Here is a 15,718-nt window from a genome sequence, read left to right on the forward strand (position 1 = left end):
AGGATTAACAAGATTTACAAGATGTTATTCTTTTTCAATCTTGTAAATCTTGTTAATCCTGTTAATCCTGTCAAGAAATTTTGGAACTGGTCAGGGTCGCGGCCGGAACCATGATCAAGGCCGGGAGCGCGGATGCGTCGGTGAAGGATCAAACCCATGAACCTCATAAAAATGCCGCGCCGAATCGGACAGGGCGTGGACCATCAGCGCTTTGACTCCCACCAGTTGCGCCACCGTGGCCGTGCGGAAAATGGCGTCGCGCAGCAGTGCCTTGCCGATGCCGTGGCGCTGCCACGCACGATCGATCGCCAAGCGCCCGAGCAGCATGACGGGAATCGGATTTGGCATATTGCGCCGGATACGTCCGGGCGCCAGTTCGCTGCATATTGAACCGGTCGCCAGACTGTAGTACCCGATAACATGATCATCGTTACACACCACATAGGTCCGCGACGCGCCGCGTCCTTCTTTGCGCAGGGCATGGGTTTTCAGCCAGTAGTCGAGGGTCGGTTCACCGCTCTCAAAGGTCGTCAGGTCATGCGTCGCCGCGAGGGGCGCCGGAGCCGTCCAGGTGCCAACCGTTGGCAAGTCAGGTCTCCCAGGGCGCTGTGGTTGCCAACAAGGCGCGCAGTCGGGGATTGTCGGCAGGCGGTGCGTCCAGCAATGCCTGAAACGTCGCAAACTTCTCAGCGCCAAGAACAAATACACGCTGGTCCAGCAACACGTCCTCGGCCTCACGGCAAGCCGTCTCCAGCATGAAGTCCGAGCGGGTCTTTCCTAAGATCTCGGCCGCCTGGTCGATCAGATCACGCTGGTTACGTTGGGCGCGAATGTTGATATTGATGCCCCGCGTCTGGCCGCTGGCCTCCTGGGATTTTGGGGATGGCATGAAGCGCTCCTTAGGGTGTGTTGCCTGGATGCATTAGGTTTAGCTGAGTGTGCGCACGTTGTCAATACGTCTGCTTTGGAGAGGCATTTGCGCTTTTTCTTCATCTGTGAAAATCTGTGTCATCTGTGGATAAATCCGAATGGCCGCTTTGGCCGGCACGGCGATGAATACCGCCGCGGAGATCGCGCTGCAACTCCGCTAAGCGACACTGTGGAGACCAGCCGAGGAACCGAAACCCTCACCGCAGTTCGATCCGTATTCGCTGATGCCCGGAAGCGATGCTCATGGCAAATAGGGAATCAGCCCACGCCGAAAGGCTTCCTCTTGCACCTCGCGGGGAGCGTGCCGGGCGTCTACGATAAAACCGTTCACCTTGATCAGCCAAGCCACTGGGTTATCCGCGAGTCGGCTCGGCAGGCTCCACTGAGGATCGGCCTGCCCCGAGTTCAGCAAGTTCAGGATCGCTGTCGATTTCGCCGAGCCGGTGCTCGCGCTCAGACCGAAATGCGAGCACAACTCATCCGCCCGCATGTACGGTGTCTGACTGCTGTCGAACAGGAAGTTGACCCGACCCATCGCGTAAACGATCCCGCAAGCCCAGGTGTTGGCTTTACCCGTGGCCAGTGGTGAGGGGCGTTTGCGGCACAATTTCGCCGTAAGGCGTCGACAGAGATCACGATACTCTTCGGTCAAATGCTGCTCACAGCATTGATCAGTGAATGCGACGATCGCATCGTAGCGACCTTGGAGCGCCGTCGGCACCCGCTCCAATCGATCACCCGCCCCGTCGTCTGTCATGTCTGCTTACCTCGGTGTACTGGTCTTGGACGCCGGCCGTCCATGCGGAAAGCCGGTCTTGTTACTGACGCGCGGCTTCAGGTTATCCTGATCGAGTCTTCGTTCCTGTAGGGGCGGGTTTGAAACCCGCCCCTACAGGTACTGGCGCGTTCCATCTTATCTTGCGGGTCCGTGCTCGCTGCGAGGTACCATCCATGGCACTGGATTCCGGCATCCTGCCGGAATGACGAGGGCGGCTTTCCCGCAGCTGTAGGCGGAACGTGGTACTACGTCCGGTGATCACGTTCGACGGCTATAGAGCAGCATCGAACTCAACGCTGACCGCCGGCTGCTATTTCCGGGTCGACGGCCCCGCGACAGCACCGGCCAGCCGGTCGGCGATCACTTCCAGGCCGTGCCAGGGATCGCCAGGTCCAAGTCCTTTGATGGCCCGGTCGATGCGGGCGCAGGCTTGCAGCAGCCCGCGCAGGAGGCCCGGCTGGAGCCGCGCGAGTGCGCGCTCGACCCCGTCCTGGCGCGGTCGCGGGACGCGATGAGCGGCGAAGACCGCTGCCGCAGAGCCGGTCCGCGCCTTGGCACCGGCGGCTTCCGCCAGCATCCGCAGATCGCGCGCCAGAACCCACAGCACCAGCATCTCCGCCACGCCCTCGGCCCGCAACACCGCGAGCACCCGGTGGACCCGCACCCGATCGCCCGCGACCGCGGCATCGGTCAACGCAAAGAGGTCGAAGCGCGCACTGTCCGCCAGGGTCCCCAGGAGGTCCTCCAGGGGCAGGGGGCCGGGGTCACGCAGCAGCCGCAGTTTTTCGATTTCCTGCACCGCGGCCATCAGGTTGCCCTCGACCCGCTCCGCCAGCAATTCAGCCGCTCCCGGCTCCGGTACGAATCCTGCGGCCGTGAGCCGCTGACTCAGCCACTGAGCCAGTTCCCGTCCCTTGAGCGGCCACACCTGAACCACCGCGCCAACGGCATCCAGTGATTTGACCCATTGGTTTTCCAGCTCCTTGCGTTCCAGTCCGGGTGCGGTCACCAGCAGGAGGTTGTCGGGACAGGGCCGCGCGCAGTAGGCGCGTAGCGCGGCGCTGCCGTCCTTGCCGATCTTGCCGCTGCTCAACCGCAGGTCGATCAATTTACGCTGACTGAACAGCGACATGGCGCTCGCGCTCGCGCCCAGTGCGCCCCAGTCGAATTGCGCATCCTGGTCGAGCACCTCGCGTTCGTCGAAACCCGCGGTCCGCGCGGCGGTGCGGATCAGGCGCGCGGCCTCGCCGAGCTGAAAGGGCTCATCGCCGCAGATCAGATAGACCGGGGACAAGCCGCGCGCGAGGTGTTCCGGGAGTTGGGTGAAACGCAAGCGCATGGTCGTTCAGCGCAGGGTGGTGCGCAGGCGCATCAGGATGCGGTCCGCGGCATCGCTGGCGAAATCCTGGTAGATCTGCTCCTCCTCGAGCTGCTTGCCCAGCACTTCCACGTCCGGGTTGTCGAAGGTGCGCGAGAGATCCAGGGTTTGTTGCGGCGCCCGTGTTGTTCCGTCGGCCGACACCGCGTCATAGGAGACCAGAAACCGTAGGTCATAAGCCAGGACCTTGCCGCTGAAGTCGGTGGCAACTACCCGCGACGAGCGCCCTTCCGAAAGGATACGCACGATGAGCTTGGCCTCGGCGGGGGTGGCGGCCAGGGCGAGTGCGCTGCCGGAGAGTTGATCCTCGATCGCCCGCTTGACCTGTGAACCGCCGCCCGCCTGGATGTACAGCAGCGACAGCGTCTCCGGAAGGTCCAGGGTGCCGCGCAGCCGAAATCCGCAGCCGGTCAGCAGCGCCAGCGTTAGACCGGGCAGCGCCGCCGTGAATGCGCGCCTGCTGATCATGGCACTCAGCCCGTCACCACGTTCACCAGCTTACCGGGCACCACGATGACCTTGCGGACCGGGGCGGTGTCCGTGAACCGGCGCACGCACTCGGCGGCGCGCGCGGCGGCCTCGACCGTGGCCCGATCCGCCGCGGTCGGCACCGTCACTTTGCCGCGGACCTTGCCGTTGACCTGCACCACATAATCGACGCTGTCCTGTTTGAGCGCGGATTCATCGACCGCCGGCCAGGGGGCGTTCAGGATGTCCTCGCCGAAGCCGAGTTCGCGCCACAGATGGTGGGTGACATGGGGCGCGATCGGGGCCAGGAGACGCAGACAGATGCTGACGCCCTCGCGCAGCACCGCCGCTGCAGCCGGGGAGTCATCCAGCTTGTAGAGCGCATTGACCATCGTCATGCAGCCGGAGACCACGGTGTTGTACTGCTGGCGCTCATAGTCGAAGCGTGATTTCTTGAGCGCGGCATGGACCTCGCGGCGGGCGACGGCGGCCCCTGCCTCCTGGCTCAAGTCCAGGTTCTGCGCCGTACCGGCCCCCATGATAGGCCCGGCATTGACCGTTGCCAGCGTCCACAGGCGCTTGATGAAGCGGAAGGCACCCTCCACGCCGTCGTCGTTCCACTCCAGCGACTGATCCGGCGGCGAGGTGAACATCGTATAGAGCCGCACCGTATCGGCCCCGTAACGTTCGATCAGTGACTCCGGGTCCACCCCGTTGTTCTTGGACTTGGACATCTTCTCAATGCCGCCGAAGGTCACGGGCAGGCCGTCCGCCGCGAGCACGGCGTGCAGCAGCTTGCCTTTCTCATCGCGGGTGACCCTGACCTCGGCCGGATTGAACCAGTCCTTGCGGCCGTCCGCGCCGTCGCGGTACCAGGTTTCGGCGATGACCATGCCTTGGGTGAGCAGGCGCGTGAAAGGCTCGTCGCAGTCGACCAAGCCCTCGTCACGCATCAGTTTGTGGAAGAAGCGGGCATAGAGCAGATGGAGCACCGCATGCTCGATGCCGCCCACATACTGATCCACCGGCAGCCAGTAGCGGGCGCGCTCATCCAGCATGGCGGTGGTGCAGTCGGGGGAGCAGAAGCGGGCGTAGTACCAGCTCGACTCGAAGAAGGTATCGAAGGTGTCGGTTTCTCGACTCTCCCCGCTGGGGAGATTCGAGAATGAGGGCATTCGCTTCAGGGGCGAGCCGGAGCCGTCGACGACGACGTCCTCGGGGAGGCGGACAGGGAGGTCGGTCTCTGCGCGCACGCCGCCGTCGGCGGTGTGGACGACCGGGATCGGGCAGCCCCAGTAGCGCTGGCGGGAGACGCCCCAGTCGCGCAGCCTGAAGTGGACGCGCTTCTCGCCCTTGCCGCGCTCGGCCAGCCAGTTCGCGACGGCGTCAACGGCTTGCGCCGAGGTCAGGCCGTCGAATGGGCCGGAGTTGCGCAGGACGCCCTTCTCCACATAGGCGCAGGTCGCGATGTCGCAGGGGCTGTCGTCCGCCGAATAAATGACCTGACGTTTGGGGATATCGTATTTTTCGGCGAACTCCCAATCGCGCTGATCGTGTCCAGGCACCGCCATCACCGCCCCGGTGCCGTAGCCCATGAGCACGAAATTGGCGGCGAAGACCGGCACGGCTTCACCGGTGATGGGATGCAGGGCGTCGATCCCGAGCCGATGACCCTTCTTTTCCATGGTCTCGATCTCGGCCTCCGAGACCCCGCCTTGGCGGCACTCTTCGATGAAGGCGGCCAGGTCAGGGTTGGTCTCGGCGGCGCGTCGGGCCAGCGGGTGCTCGGCGGCCACGGCCATGTAGGTGACGCCCATCAGGGTGTCCGGGCGGGTAGTGTAGATGCCCAGTACCTCATCTGAGCCGGCAATCCCGAATTCCATGTAGACCCCCTCGGACCGGCCGATCCAGTTGCGCTGCATGGTGCGCACCTGATCGGGCCAGCCGCTGAGCCCGTCCAAGGCGTCGAGCAACTCCTGGGCATAGTCGGTGATGCGCACCGACCACTGTTCGATCTCGCGCTTTTCCACCGGGGCGCCGGAGCGCCAACCCTTACCGTCGATCACCTGCTCGTTGGCCAGCACCGTCTGATCGACCGGATCCCAGTTGACCAGCGCGGTCGCCCGGTAGGCCAGACCCTTCTCCATCAAGCGGGTGAAGAGCCACTGCTCCCAGCGGTAATAGTCCGGATCGCAGGTCGCCAGTTCGCGCTCCCAGTCGTAGCCGAACCCCAGGCTCTGCAATTGGCCTTTCATGTAGGCGACGTTGCTGCGGGTCCACTGCGAGGGCGGGATGCCGTGCTTGATCGCCGCGTTCTCCGCCGGCAGGCCGAAGGCATCCCAGCCCATCGGCTGGAGTACGTTCTTGCCCTGCATCCGCTGATAGCGGGCGATCACGTCGCCGATGGTGTAGTTGCGCACATGGCCCATGTGCAGCCGGCCGGACGGGTAGGGAAACATCGCCAGACAATAGAACTTCTCGCGCGCCGGATCTTCCACCGCCTTGAAGCTCTGGCGCGTGTTCCAGAACGTCTGGGCCGCGCTCTCGACGGCGCGCGGATCATAGTCATGCGGCATGGGCGGTCGCTGCTGTTCAGGCATTGAAGGCCTCCAATCCGGACAGGCGCAGCCGATGGTCGTGCGCGCGCGGCTGGCGCGGCGGCTTGTCGGCCACCGCGGCGGCGATGGCGCGGATGTGCGCCGGGGTGCTGCCGCAGCAGCCGCCGACAATGTTGACGAAGCCGGAGTCGACCCACTCGGCGATGTGCGCGGCCATCTGCTCCGGCGTCATGTCGTACTCGCCCATTTCATTCGGCAGGCCAGCATTGGGGTGGAAAGAGGTACAGAACTCGGCCACCCGCGCCAGGTCCTCAACATGCGGCCGCAGCGCATCCGGCCCGAGCGCGCAATTGAGCCCGATCGACAGGGGTCGGACATGGCGCAGGCTGTTGTAGAAGGCCTCCACCGTTTGGCCCGACAGAGTACGGCCGGAGGCGTCGGTGATGGTGCCGGAGATCATCACCGGCAGCACCAGACCGTCTTCCTCGAAGACCTGATCCACCGCGAAGGCCGCCGCCTTGGCGTTCAGGGTGTCGAAGATGGTCTCGATCAGGATAGCGTCCACCCGCCCGGCGATCAGGGCGCGGGTCGCCTCGGCATAGATGGTCACCAGTTCGTCGAAATGGGTGTTGCGGGCGCCCGGATCGTTCACCTCCGGTGAGATACTGGCCGTCTTGCTGGTCGGGCCGAGCACCCCGGCGACAAAGCGCGGTTTGGCCGGATTCAGTGCCGTGAAGCGGTCCGCACAGTCCCGCGCGAGCAATGCGGCGGCCGTGTCGATCTCGGCGGCATAGTCCTGCAGCCCGTAATCCGCCTGGGACAGCCGATTGCCGTTGAAGGTGTTGGTCTCCAGAATGTCGGCCCCGGCCTCCAGGTACTGCTCGTGGATTTCGCGGATCACCGCGGGTTTGGTCAGCACCAGCAGATCATTGTTTCCTTTCAGATCCGACGGCCAGTCCTGGAAGCGTTCGCCCCGATAGTCCGCCTCCTCGAGCCGGTAACGCTGGATCATGGTGCCCATGGCGCCATCAAGGATCAGGATGCGCTCGTGCAGCAATTGGGCGAGTCGGGAGGATGGCTGGGCCTGGTTTGGCATGGTTGATTCCGCCTGAGGTTACTGAGCGCGCACCTGGCCGGTGCGGCGATGCATCAGTATAACCGCGCCGGCCCGTTCAGTTGGTGTCGGATCGGCCGGCTGGGGGGGGCGGTCGCTGAAGCAACCGAAGCGCCTCGCGGTCGGCTGTCGACGATCAAGGTCGTCCGCCAATACACCCGCAGTTCCTTGATTGCCATCGCCGGGGTCTCTCAGCCCAGCCGTTCGATCCCACGCGTGGTCTTGATTTCGCGCATATCAGGCTGATCTGCCGCAGAACGAACCTGTTCCGCAATCCACCCTCAAATCGGTGTCTGCGATGGATGATCAAACGCCCCCGCTCATCGACCGTATCGCCCTGGTGACCGGTGCCAACTCCGGGCTGGGTCGGGCGGTCGCGGAGGCGCTGGCGGGGCAGGGCGCGACGGTGCTCATGGTGTGCCGTAATGCCGCGCGCGACGGGATTATGGCCGCGACGGGCAATCCGCACATACAGCTCTTTGTTGCGGACCTGGCCTCCCAAGCGGCCATTCGCGGCTTGGCCGCGCAGGTACGGGAGCGATTCGACCGGCTGCACCTGCTGATAAACAACGTCGGCACCGCCTTCCCGGCCCGGCGGCTCAGCCCGGACGGCATCGAGATGGCCCTGGCCGTCAATCATCTGGCGCCGTTCCTGCTCACTAATCTGTTGCTCGATCCCCTGCGTGGCGCCGCGCCCGCGCGTATCGTCAACGTGGGGACGCGCATCAACACGGCGATGGATTTCAGCGATCTGAACTGGGAGCGGCGACCGTACCGGCTGATGCAGGCCTACGGACAATCCAAGCTCGGTAACCTCCACTTCACCTTCGAGTTAGCGCGGCGCCTCGCCGGGAGCGGGGTGACGGCCAACTGCTGTTTCCCCGGTGTGTTCCGCTCCAATCTGGGCGGGACGGACGGCGCCCAAGGGTGGTTCTGGCGGGTGGTCGACCGCTTGGTCGGCTGGGCCTTACCGACCCCCGAACAGGCTGCACGACGCGTGCTCTATCTGGCCACCGACCCCGCGATGGCCGGCATCACAGGCGGCTATTACAGCGACCGTAAACCCATACCGGCCCCCGCCCAGTCCCAGGACGCCGCCGCCAATCAGCGGTTGTGGGAGATCAGCGCGGGGTTCACGCGTCTGGCCTAAAGGCTACCGAGCAGAGGCGGATAAGCGCAGCGCACTCTGAGATGCTCCCGCATTGGCGGCACCGATGCTCCCCCGGCTATGATCCCCACCAGCGGGGGCCAACCGGCCGCCGCGCCACGAGGACAGACCCATGGCCGAACAACTCATGCTGTTGCCGAATGCAGACCCGGCGCGAATGCGCCTGCTGCGGCTGCCGCGCGACCTGGGCAGCACTGAAGCTTATCGCCTGGTGACCGGGCTGATCGCCGCCCTGGAGTCGGCGCGCGCGCCGGGGGCCGGGCGGGTGCCGGTGGAGGATGTGATCGATGCCTTGGAGGAGCGCGGCTTCGAGGTGCTGGAGGTCATTTTGGGGCCGACCCTGGACTGAGCGCGCGCGCCGCCGATGCGTATCCATCTGATTTGCGTCGGGCGCCGGATGCCCGACTGGGTGGAGGCCGGCTATCAGGAGTATGCCCGACGCCTGCCCCCGGAGTGCGCGCTGCATCTGATCGAGGTGGACCCGCTGCATCGGGGCAAGACCGGCGGTGCGGAGTTGGCCCGGCAGGATGAGGCCGCGCGTCTGCTCAAGTCGATTCCCAAGGGTGCCGGGGTGGTCGCGTTGGATGGGCGTGGCCAGGGCTGGAGCACCGAGGATTTGGCCCGCCAGTTGGCTGGATGGCTGGGCGGCGGGCGGGATCAGGCGCTGCTGGTGGGTGGGCCCGATGGGTTGGCCCCGGCCTGTCTGGAGCGCGCGGATCAGTGTTGGTCGTTGTCGCGCCTCACCTTTCCGCACCCACTGGTGCGGGTGATCCTGGCCGAACAGGTTTACCGGGCCTGGAGTTTGCTCAAGGGGCATCCTTACCATCGGGGTTGAGATGCGGCGGTTTGGTGGGTGCCTTGCGGTTTGGCGCTGGTCCGCGCTGCGGACCGGCCGATCTTCATCCCGGTGGTTTGGCCGACTGCAAGGTTGTTGGTCCGCGCAGCGGACCCTACGGGCTTCGCGCAGAACGCGGCGGAGTTCTTTATCGCTCTGTATACTCATCGAAATCCCGCCGCCCGCGACTGTTCGGTAGACAAGTTAAGTTGATGATGTCCGACGCTGATCCCCAGATTTATCTTGCCTCCCGTTCACCACGCCGACGCGAGCTCCTGACCCAGATCGGGGTGCGGTTCGCGGTGGTGGAGGCCGAGGTCGACGAGACCCGCCACCCCGGCGAGCACCCGGAGGATTATGTGCTGCGTGTGGCCCTGGAGAAGGCGCGGCAGGCGTACGCGGCCCTTCCGCCGGGCGACGCCCGCCCGGTGCTGGGCGCGGATACTACGGTCGTGGTGGGGGAGCACATCCTGGGCAAGCCCGCGACCCTGGAGGACTGTCTGGCGATGATGCAGGCCCTGTCCGGGCGCTCGCATCGGGTGTTGACCGCGGTCGCGCTGATTGCGCCGGACGGGGAGCGGACCGATCTGTCCGAGAGCCGGGTGACCTTCCGGTCGCTCACACAGGACGAGTGCCTGCGTTATTGGCTCACCGGCGAGCCCCAGGACAAGGCCGGAGGCTACGGCATCCAGGGTCTGGGCGCGCTCTTCATCGCCGGTCTCAACGGCAGTTATTCCGGTGTCATGGGGTTGCCGCTGTTCGAGACCGGGCGGCTGCTGGGGCAGGCCGGGATCGAACTCATTCCCAACACGGCCGTCCGGGCGTCCGTTCCGACCGCGCAGGTTCCCACCGAGACGACCCCATGAGCGAAGAAATCCTGATCAATGTCACCCCGCCGGAGACCCGGGTCGCCGTGGTGGAGAACGGTGTGGTGCACGAGATCATCATCGAGCGCGCCGAACGCTGCGGTCTGGTGGGCAATGTCTACAAAGGTCGGGTGGTGCGGGTGCTGCCGGGGATGCAGGCCGCGTTCATCGAGATCGGTCTGGATCGCGCGGCCTTCCTGCACGCGTCCGACATTATCGGTGCCGAGGGCGAGCCGCGCGGCGAACATATCAACGAGCTGGTCCACGAGGGTGACGAGATGGTGGTGCAGGTGGTCAAGGATCCCTTGGGCACCAAGGGCGCGCGCCTGACGACCAATATCTCGGTGGCCTCGCGCTATCTGGTGTGCATGCCCGCGCTCTCCAGCACCGGGGTGTCCCAGAAGATCGAGGACGAGGAAGAGCGCCGCCGCCTGCGCGATATCCTGGCGCGCTATGTGGAGGCGCATCCGGGCCAGGGCGGTTTCATTGCCCGCACGGCCGCGGAGGGAGTCGTCGAGGAGGCGCTGGTGAAGGACATGGAGTTCCTCGCCAAGCTGTGGCGCGGGGTGCGGGAGCGGTGTCTCCAGGCCACCCAGATCGGACTCATCCATGACGATCTGCCGCTGGCCCTGCGTGCGCTGCGCGATCTGGTCACTCCGGAGGTGGAGCGGGTGCGCATCGACTCACGCGCCATGGTCGAGAAAGCGATCCCCTTCGCCGCCAAGTACATCCCGGAGATCAAGGACCGCATCGAGCAGTATCAGGGCGAGCGCCCGCTGTTCGACCTCTACGGGGTGGAGGAGGAGATCAAAAAAGCCCTGCTGCGTAAGGTGAGTCTGAAATCCGGCGGTCATCTGGTGATCGATCAGACCGAGGCCATGACGACGATCGATGTCAACACCGGCGCCTTCGTCGGGCATCGCAATCTGGAAGAGACCATCTTCAAGACCAACCTGGAAGCGGCCCAGGCGATCTGCCGTCAATTGCGGCTGCGCAACCTGGGCGGCATTATCATCATCGATTTCATCGATATGACCGAGGAAGAGCATAAGCGCCAGGTCATGCGGGCGCTGGAGAAGGCGCTGGCGCGCGATCACGCCAAGACCCACATCACCGAGGTCTCGTCGCTGGGGCTGGTGGAGATGACTCGCAAGCGCACCCGCGAGTCACTGGAGCATGTGCTGTGCGAGCCCTGCCCCTGCTGCGGTGGACGCGGTTCGGTCAAGACCGCCGAGACCACCTGCTATGAGATTTTTCGGGAGATCTTGCGCGAATCGCGCCAGTTCGAGGTCGAAACCCTGCTGGTCCTGGCCTCGCAGGAAGTCGTGGACCGGATGCTGGACGAGGAGTCCGCCCATCTGGCCGAGCTGGAGGAGTTCATCGGCAGACCCATCCGGCTGCAGGCCGAGGCGCTCTATTCTCAGGAGCAATATGATATCGTGTTGATTTAGAATGGTAAAATTGCCATAGAGGACACAGAGAGCAAGAGTGTGGAAGCTCGGCAGTTCCAAATTTGGGCGGCAGCAACCGGGGCCTTGATCGTCGTTCCGGCCACAAGAAAACCGGGGGTCGACGCTTACATGAAAGTCGCGCAGCGCGGCCCTGTGGGAGCGGCGTCCCGCCGCGACGGGGTCGGGCGCGTAGCCGCAGCGTTAGCGGTCACCGCGGCACCGCATCGCGGCGGGACGCCGCTCCCACGAGGTCCTGGCCGGACTTTCACGGTAAAGCCTCGACCAGTGCGCCACTTCCGGCCAGCGATGGCGGGGGAGATCGCAGTGCGTTGGATCTTTTGTCTCAGGCGCCTCGCCTGACCATGGCCGCAGACCTGAATCGCGACGCGCCCGCTTGGCCGCCCCGTGCCGGGACCTGGCCGCTCGGCTGGATTGAGGGCCTGGGCCTCGCGGCACTGGCATTGCGGCGCTGCCTTGGACTCTATCTGCGGATTCTGCTGGGGCGGGGACGCCTCGACCTGCCGGCCTTCGCCTGGTCGCTGCGCCAATCCGGGCTAACCATCTTACCGGCCATGACCCTGGTCGGGATCATCGTCGGCGCCATCCTGGGCCATCAGACCGAGTCGATTCTGGAGCGCTTCAACTTGCCCGGGCTGGTGCTGTTGTCGATCAACTATGCGCTGGTCATGGAGTTGGTGCCGATTCTGGTGGGGATCCTGGTGGCGGGCCGCGCCGGGGTGGCCCTGGCGGTGCGTCAGGCCGCGCTCTCGGTGCGGGGCGAGGTGGATGGATTGCTGATCACCGGGATCGACCCGCTGACCTACACCCTGGCCCCGGCGCTGCTGGCCATGCTGATCATGAGTTTCGCCTTTGCGGTGTGGGGCAGTCTGGTCACCTTTGCCGCGACCTTTTTGTGGCTGTGGCTGGTGGCGAATGTCCCGCCGGCGCTGTTTCTGGATTCACTTGCCGGCGCCCTGGGGCCCGGAGACCTGCTGGAAGCCATTCTCAAACCCATGCTCTTCGCGCTATTGATCGCGCTGATCGCCACGGTCAACGGCACGGCCGCGGGCCGGGATCCCCTGAACATCGGCGAGGCGGCCACCCGGACCATGATCGGCGCGGTCACCGTCATTCTCATCGCCGACCTGGCGATCATCCTGCTGGTGCGGCAGTGAGCGCGGCATTCGATCCGGACGCAACGGCGGACGTGCTCGCGGAACCGGTTCCCGAGTGGGCGCTGGAGCTGACCGACGTCTATCAACATGTCAGCGGGCACTGCGCCCTGGCGGATATTAACCTCCGGCTGCCGCGCGGGGCCTGGCTTCTGATCGTCGGCCCCAACGGCGCGGGCAAGAGTTTGCTGACGCGCCTGATCCTCGGCCTGGACGCGCCGTCCGCGGGGACGGTGCGCGTCCTGGGTCAGGATCTGCAGGGTCTGAGTGTCCGGGCCATGACCGCGTTGCGCGGGCAGATGGGCGCCGTGCTCCAGGGCGGCTCACTGCTGGAGCATCGCAGCGTGATCGAGAACCTGTTGCTGCCCCTGCGCGACCTGCCCGGCGGGCGGGCGCAGCAGGCACGCGCGGCGCGCCTGGTGATCGCCACGCTGCGCCTGGACGGATTGGAGAATCATCTGCCGCGCGATCTCTCACTGGGCCAGCGACGTCAGGTCGAATTGGCCCGCGCGCTGATCAGCGGGCCGAGCCTGCTGGTGTGGGATGGGCTTACCGACGGACTGGACCCGGCCGCCGCCATTGAGACGCTCCAAGTGCTGCGGGCGCAGCGCGAGATCCGCCGCCTGACCCTGATTGCCACCGACAACCGGGCGGACGCCCTGGGCGAGGCCTGTGACTGCATCGCGGTGTTGGAACGCGGCCACATGGCCTTTTACGGATCGCCGAGCGAACTCACGGCGGTTTTGCCCGAGCGGCTCGATCTGCGCTATATTTTGACGGGGCGGCCGTGACACAAAAAAAGCGACGCGAAGCCCCGATGGCTTCACGTCGCCTGCCTGAGCCTCACACCGGTCGTCGTTGATCAGGCGACGCGGTATGAGGTTTCACCCGGATGTGCCGGGTGCGCTGTCCTACCAGCGTTCGATGATGGCCGCGATGCCCTGGCCGCCGCCGATGCACATGGAGATCAGCCCATAACGCCCGCCGCTGCGCTGCAACTCATGCATGGCCTTGACGGTGACAATGGCCCCGGTGGCGCCGATGGGGTGGCCGAGCGAGATGCCGGACCCGTTCGGGTTGACCTTGTCCCCACCCAGTTTCAACTCACGGGTACAGGCCAGGGCCTGGGCGGCAAAGGCTTCGTTGAGCTCGATCACGTCCATGTCGGCGACCGACAGGCCGGTCTTGGCCAGCACTTGCTGCACCGCGGGGATGGGACCGATGCCCATGTGCTTGGGCTCGACACCGGCCAGGCTGTAGCCCACCAGCCGCGCCATCGGCTTGAGTCCGCGTGCCCGTGCGGTGGCGCCGTCCATCACGACCACGGCGGCCGCCGCGTCATTGATGCCCGATGCGTTGCCCGCGGTCACGGTGCCGTCGGGTTTGAAGGCGGTACGCAGCTTGGCCATGCCCTCCAGGCTCGCGTCGGCGCGCACGTGTTCGTCGATCTCGAACAGGGTGACGCCCTTGCGGGTCTTGAGCTCGACGGGGACGATCTGGTCTTTGAAGCGTCCGGCGGCCTGGGCGGCGGCGGCGCGTTGGTGCGACAGCACGGCCAGCGCGTCCTGGTCCGCCCGGTTGACCCCGTAGTGCGCGGCCACGTTCTCGGCGGTGATGCCCATGTGGATGGTATCGAACGGGTCGGTGAGTGCGCCGACCATCATGTCCATCATGGTGCCGTCACCCATGCGCTGACCCCAGCGGGCGGTGGCCAGGCCGTAGAGCCCGCGGGACATGCTCTCAGCGCCGCCGGCGACCGCGATCTGCAGGTCGCCGAGCAGGATCTGCTGGGCGGCGCAGACGATGGCCTGGAGGCCGGAGCCGCAGAGCCGGTTGAGGGTGAATGCCTGGCTCTCGTGGGGCAGACCGGCGGCGACGGAGGCTACCCGCGACAGATACATGTCCTTGGGTTCGGTGTGGATCACGTTGCCGAAGACGCAGGCCTGGAATTCGGCGGCGGGGACCCCGGAGCGGGCGATCGACTCGCGGATCACCAGAGCGGCGAGCTGCGTGGGCGGGACGTCCTTGAGGGCGCCGCCGTAGTCGCCGATCGCGGTGCGGACGCCGGAGAGCAGGGCGATTTCGGGATGACTCATGTTGTCTTCACTCCTCGATGTTGTTGGTGGTTTCTTGGTATTTCCGGTTGCCTGGCGAGGGCCGGTCTCGATCGTTCCATCCCCGCGGTCGGCCGGATGGGGTCACGGGACCAGACATCCTGCAAGAGGAGTCGGTTTCCTGCAAGTGCCTTGCGCATCCTACCCCTGGTTTTGCGGTCCCGGGGTGCCCACTGTCGGGCTTGCGCCGCGCCGGCCGCGGGCCGACGACCCGCATGCCGGACGCGTTCGCGGCGGTGATCCGCAGGCAAGCGTATTGAGCCTGATTTGACCCATGGGACAGGTTAAAATAAAGTCCCCCGAGTTGCCGTGCTCGATGCGGCGAATCAACCAACCGAAAGAGACCCTAAAATGTCTGATACCAAGAACCCATTTGGCGATTTTGAGACGATATTCAAACAGATGAAAATACCTGGCCTGGATATGGATGCGATGATGGCGGCTTACCGCAAGAACGTCGAGGCCGTGACCTCGGCGACGCGGGTCGCCAACGAGGGGATGCTGGCCCTGGTCAAGCGTCAGGCCGAGATCGTCAAGGACGCCCTGGAGCAGGTGCGCGTCGTCGGCACCGAGCTGTCCTCGGCCAAAGATGCCCAGGAACTTGCCGCGCGCCAGGCTGAAATTGCCAAGCAGACGTTCGACAAGGCCGCCGCCAACATGAAGGAACTGGCGGACATGATGACCAAGTCCAATACCGCGTCCCTGGAGATCATCCAGACGCGGATGAACGACGGTCTGGCTGAACTGCAGAGCCTGATGACGAAGCCCGGCGACAAGACGGGCGACAAGGCCTGATGCCGCTGCCGGGCGCGGTGGCGACACCCCGCCCGGCGTTGCGTGGCCTCGCGCGGTCGGCGGTCCGCACAGCGGACCCTACGGACGTAGG

The 15,718-nt window shown here is 65.4% G+C and carries 16 protein-coding genes; 8 read left to right on the forward strand and 8 right to left on the reverse strand.

Annotated elements, in window-relative coordinates; all coding sequences use genetic code 11:
- Window positions 1–114 precede the first annotated feature (114 nt).
- From QZY03_RS22780 to QZY03_RS22810, 7 genes are all read right to left on the reverse strand, one after another.
- The gene (locus QZY03_RS22780) at window positions 115–588 is read right to left on the reverse strand and encodes a GNAT family N-acetyltransferase (RefSeq protein ID WP_295584875.1); all 474 of its coding nucleotides are present in this window, start codon (window positions 586–588) and stop codon (window positions 115–117) included.
- A 1-nt stretch (window position 589) separates the two neighbouring features.
- On the reverse strand, window positions 590–889 hold the full coding sequence (locus QZY03_RS22785) for a DUF1778 domain-containing protein (protein WP_295584877.1): 300 nt from the start codon (window positions 887–889) through the stop codon (window positions 590–592).
- Window positions 890–1,171: 282 nt separating this feature from the next.
- Window positions 1,172–1,687 (reverse strand): DUF6398 domain-containing protein, encoded by a 516-nt coding sequence (locus QZY03_RS22790; RefSeq protein WP_295584879.1) that lies wholly within the window; start codon window positions 1,685–1,687, stop codon window positions 1,172–1,174.
- Between the two features lie 331 nt (window positions 1,688–2,018).
- Window positions 2,019–3,047, reverse strand: a complete 1,029-nt coding sequence (gene holA / locus QZY03_RS22795; protein WP_295584881.1) for a DNA polymerase III subunit delta — start codon at window positions 3,045–3,047, stop codon at window positions 2,019–2,021.
- A gap of 6 nt (window positions 3,048–3,053) precedes the next feature.
- Window positions 3,054–3,554 carry an LPS assembly lipoprotein LptE gene (gene lptE, locus QZY03_RS22800; protein WP_295584883.1) on the reverse strand — a complete coding sequence of 167 codons (501 nt, stop codon included), beginning with the start codon at window positions 3,552–3,554 and terminating at the stop codon, window positions 3,054–3,056.
- 5 nt (window positions 3,555–3,559) lie between these two features.
- Complete coding sequence (leuS, locus tag QZY03_RS22805) at window positions 3,560–6,130, reverse strand: leucine--tRNA ligase (protein ID WP_295584902.1); 2,571 nt, start codon at window positions 6,128–6,130, stop codon at window positions 3,560–3,562.
- 16 nt (window positions 6,131–6,146) lie between these two features.
- The gene (locus tag QZY03_RS22810) at window positions 6,147–7,208 is read right to left on the reverse strand and encodes a homocysteine S-methyltransferase family protein (protein WP_295584885.1); all 1,062 of its coding nucleotides are present in this window, start codon (window positions 7,206–7,208) and stop codon (window positions 6,147–6,149) included.
- A 316-nt stretch (window positions 7,209–7,524) separates the two neighbouring features.
- On the opposite strand from QZY03_RS22810, the gene QZY03_RS22815 reads away from it, so the two are divergent.
- The 7 genes from QZY03_RS22815 to QZY03_RS22845 all read left to right on the forward strand — a co-directional run bounded on the left by QZY03_RS22815 (window position 7,525) and on the right by QZY03_RS22845 (window position 13,509).
- Entirely contained in the window at window positions 7,525–8,376 is an 852-nt protein-coding gene (locus QZY03_RS22815; protein ID WP_295584887.1) for an SDR family NAD(P)-dependent oxidoreductase, read from the forward strand.
- A 130-nt stretch (window positions 8,377–8,506) separates the two neighbouring features.
- A complete protein-coding gene (locus QZY03_RS22820; protein ID WP_295584889.1) occupies window positions 8,507–8,743 on the forward strand; it encodes a hypothetical protein in 237 nt (78 codons plus the stop codon).
- A gap of 15 nt (window positions 8,744–8,758) precedes the next feature.
- Window positions 8,759–9,229, forward strand: coding sequence for a 23S rRNA (pseudouridine(1915)-N(3))-methyltransferase RlmH (gene rlmH / locus QZY03_RS22825; protein WP_295584891.1), 471 nt, complete (start codon window positions 8,759–8,761; stop codon window positions 9,227–9,229).
- A gap of 212 nt (window positions 9,230–9,441) precedes the next feature.
- Complete coding sequence (locus tag QZY03_RS22830) at window positions 9,442–10,095, forward strand: nucleoside triphosphate pyrophosphatase (protein ID WP_295584892.1); 654 nt, start codon at window positions 9,442–9,444, stop codon at window positions 10,093–10,095.
- A complete protein-coding gene (gene rng, locus QZY03_RS22835; RefSeq protein ID WP_295584894.1) occupies window positions 10,092–11,546 on the forward strand; it encodes a ribonuclease G in 1,455 nt (484 codons plus the stop codon). Before QZY03_RS22830 ends, rng begins: the two co-directional genes overlap by 4 nt.
- A gap of 362 nt (window positions 11,547–11,908) precedes the next feature.
- On the forward strand, window positions 11,909–12,721 hold the full coding sequence (locus QZY03_RS22840) for an ABC transporter permease (protein WP_295584896.1): 813 nt from the start codon (window positions 11,909–11,911) through the stop codon (window positions 12,719–12,721).
- Window positions 12,718–13,509, forward strand: a complete 792-nt coding sequence (locus tag QZY03_RS22845) for an ABC transporter ATP-binding protein (RefSeq protein ID WP_295584897.1) — start codon at window positions 12,718–12,720, stop codon at window positions 13,507–13,509. The genes QZY03_RS22840 and QZY03_RS22845 overlap by 4 nt, the downstream gene beginning before the upstream one ends.
- 120 nt (window positions 13,510–13,629) lie before the next feature.
- On the opposite strand, the gene bktB is transcribed toward QZY03_RS22845, so the two are convergent.
- Window positions 13,630–14,814, reverse strand: coding sequence for a beta-ketothiolase BktB (gene bktB, locus QZY03_RS22850; protein ID WP_295584899.1), 1,185 nt, complete (start codon window positions 14,812–14,814; stop codon window positions 13,630–13,632).
- 327 nt (window positions 14,815–15,141) lie between these two features.
- Here bktB and QZY03_RS22855 point away from each other — a divergent pair, with 327 nt between their 5' ends.
- A complete protein-coding gene (locus tag QZY03_RS22855) occupies window positions 15,142–15,627 on the forward strand; it encodes a phasin family protein (RefSeq protein ID WP_295584901.1) in 486 nt (161 codons plus the stop codon).
- The last annotated feature ends 91 nt before the right edge of the window (window positions 15,628–15,718 follow it).

The organism is uncultured Lamprocystis sp., assembly GCF_903933125.1.
GTDB lineage: Bacteria > Pseudomonadota > Gammaproteobacteria > Chromatiales > Chromatiaceae > Thiodictyon.

What these genes read in the sequence shown, in the direction of transcription:
- QZY03_RS22785 (WP_295584877.1), bottom strand. Translation starts at nt 889, where the DNA reads ATGCCATCCCCAAAATCCCAGGAGGCCAGCGGCCAGACGCGGGGCATC.
- QZY03_RS22790 (WP_295584879.1), bottom strand. Translation starts at nt 1,687, where the DNA reads ATGACAGACGACGGGGCGGGTGATCGATTGGAGCGGGTGCCGACGGCG.
- holA (WP_295584881.1), bottom strand. Translation starts at nt 3,047, where the DNA reads ATGCGCTTGCGTTTCACCCAACTCCCGGAACACCTCGCGCGCGGCTTG.
- lptE (WP_295584883.1), bottom strand. Translation starts at nt 3,554, where the DNA reads ATGATCAGCAGGCGCGCATTCACGGCGGCGCTGCCCGGTCTAACGCTG.
- leuS (WP_295584902.1), bottom strand. Translation starts at nt 6,130, where the DNA reads ATGCCGCATGACTATGATCCGCGCGCCGTCGAGAGCGCGGCCCAGACG.
- QZY03_RS22810 (WP_295584885.1), bottom strand. Translation starts at nt 7,208, where the DNA reads ATGCCAAACCAGGCCCAGCCATCCTCCCGACTCGCCCAATTGCTGCAC.
- QZY03_RS22815 (WP_295584887.1), top strand. Translation starts at nt 7,525, where the DNA reads ATGGATGATCAAACGCCCCCGCTCATCGACCGTATCGCCCTGGTGACC.
- QZY03_RS22820 (WP_295584889.1), top strand. Translation starts at nt 8,507, where the DNA reads ATGGCCGAACAACTCATGCTGTTGCCGAATGCAGACCCGGCGCGAATG.
- rlmH (WP_295584891.1), top strand. Translation starts at nt 8,759, where the DNA reads ATGCGTATCCATCTGATTTGCGTCGGGCGCCGGATGCCCGACTGGGTG.
- QZY03_RS22830 (WP_295584892.1), top strand. Translation starts at nt 9,442, where the DNA reads ATGATGTCCGACGCTGATCCCCAGATTTATCTTGCCTCCCGTTCACCA.
- rng (WP_295584894.1), top strand. Translation starts at nt 10,092, where the DNA reads ATGAGCGAAGAAATCCTGATCAATGTCACCCCGCCGGAGACCCGGGTC.
- QZY03_RS22840 (WP_295584896.1), top strand. Translation starts at nt 11,909, where the DNA reads ATGGCCGCAGACCTGAATCGCGACGCGCCCGCTTGGCCGCCCCGTGCC.
- bktB (WP_295584899.1), bottom strand. Translation starts at nt 14,814, where the DNA reads ATGAGTCATCCCGAAATCGCCCTGCTCTCCGGCGTCCGCACCGCGATC.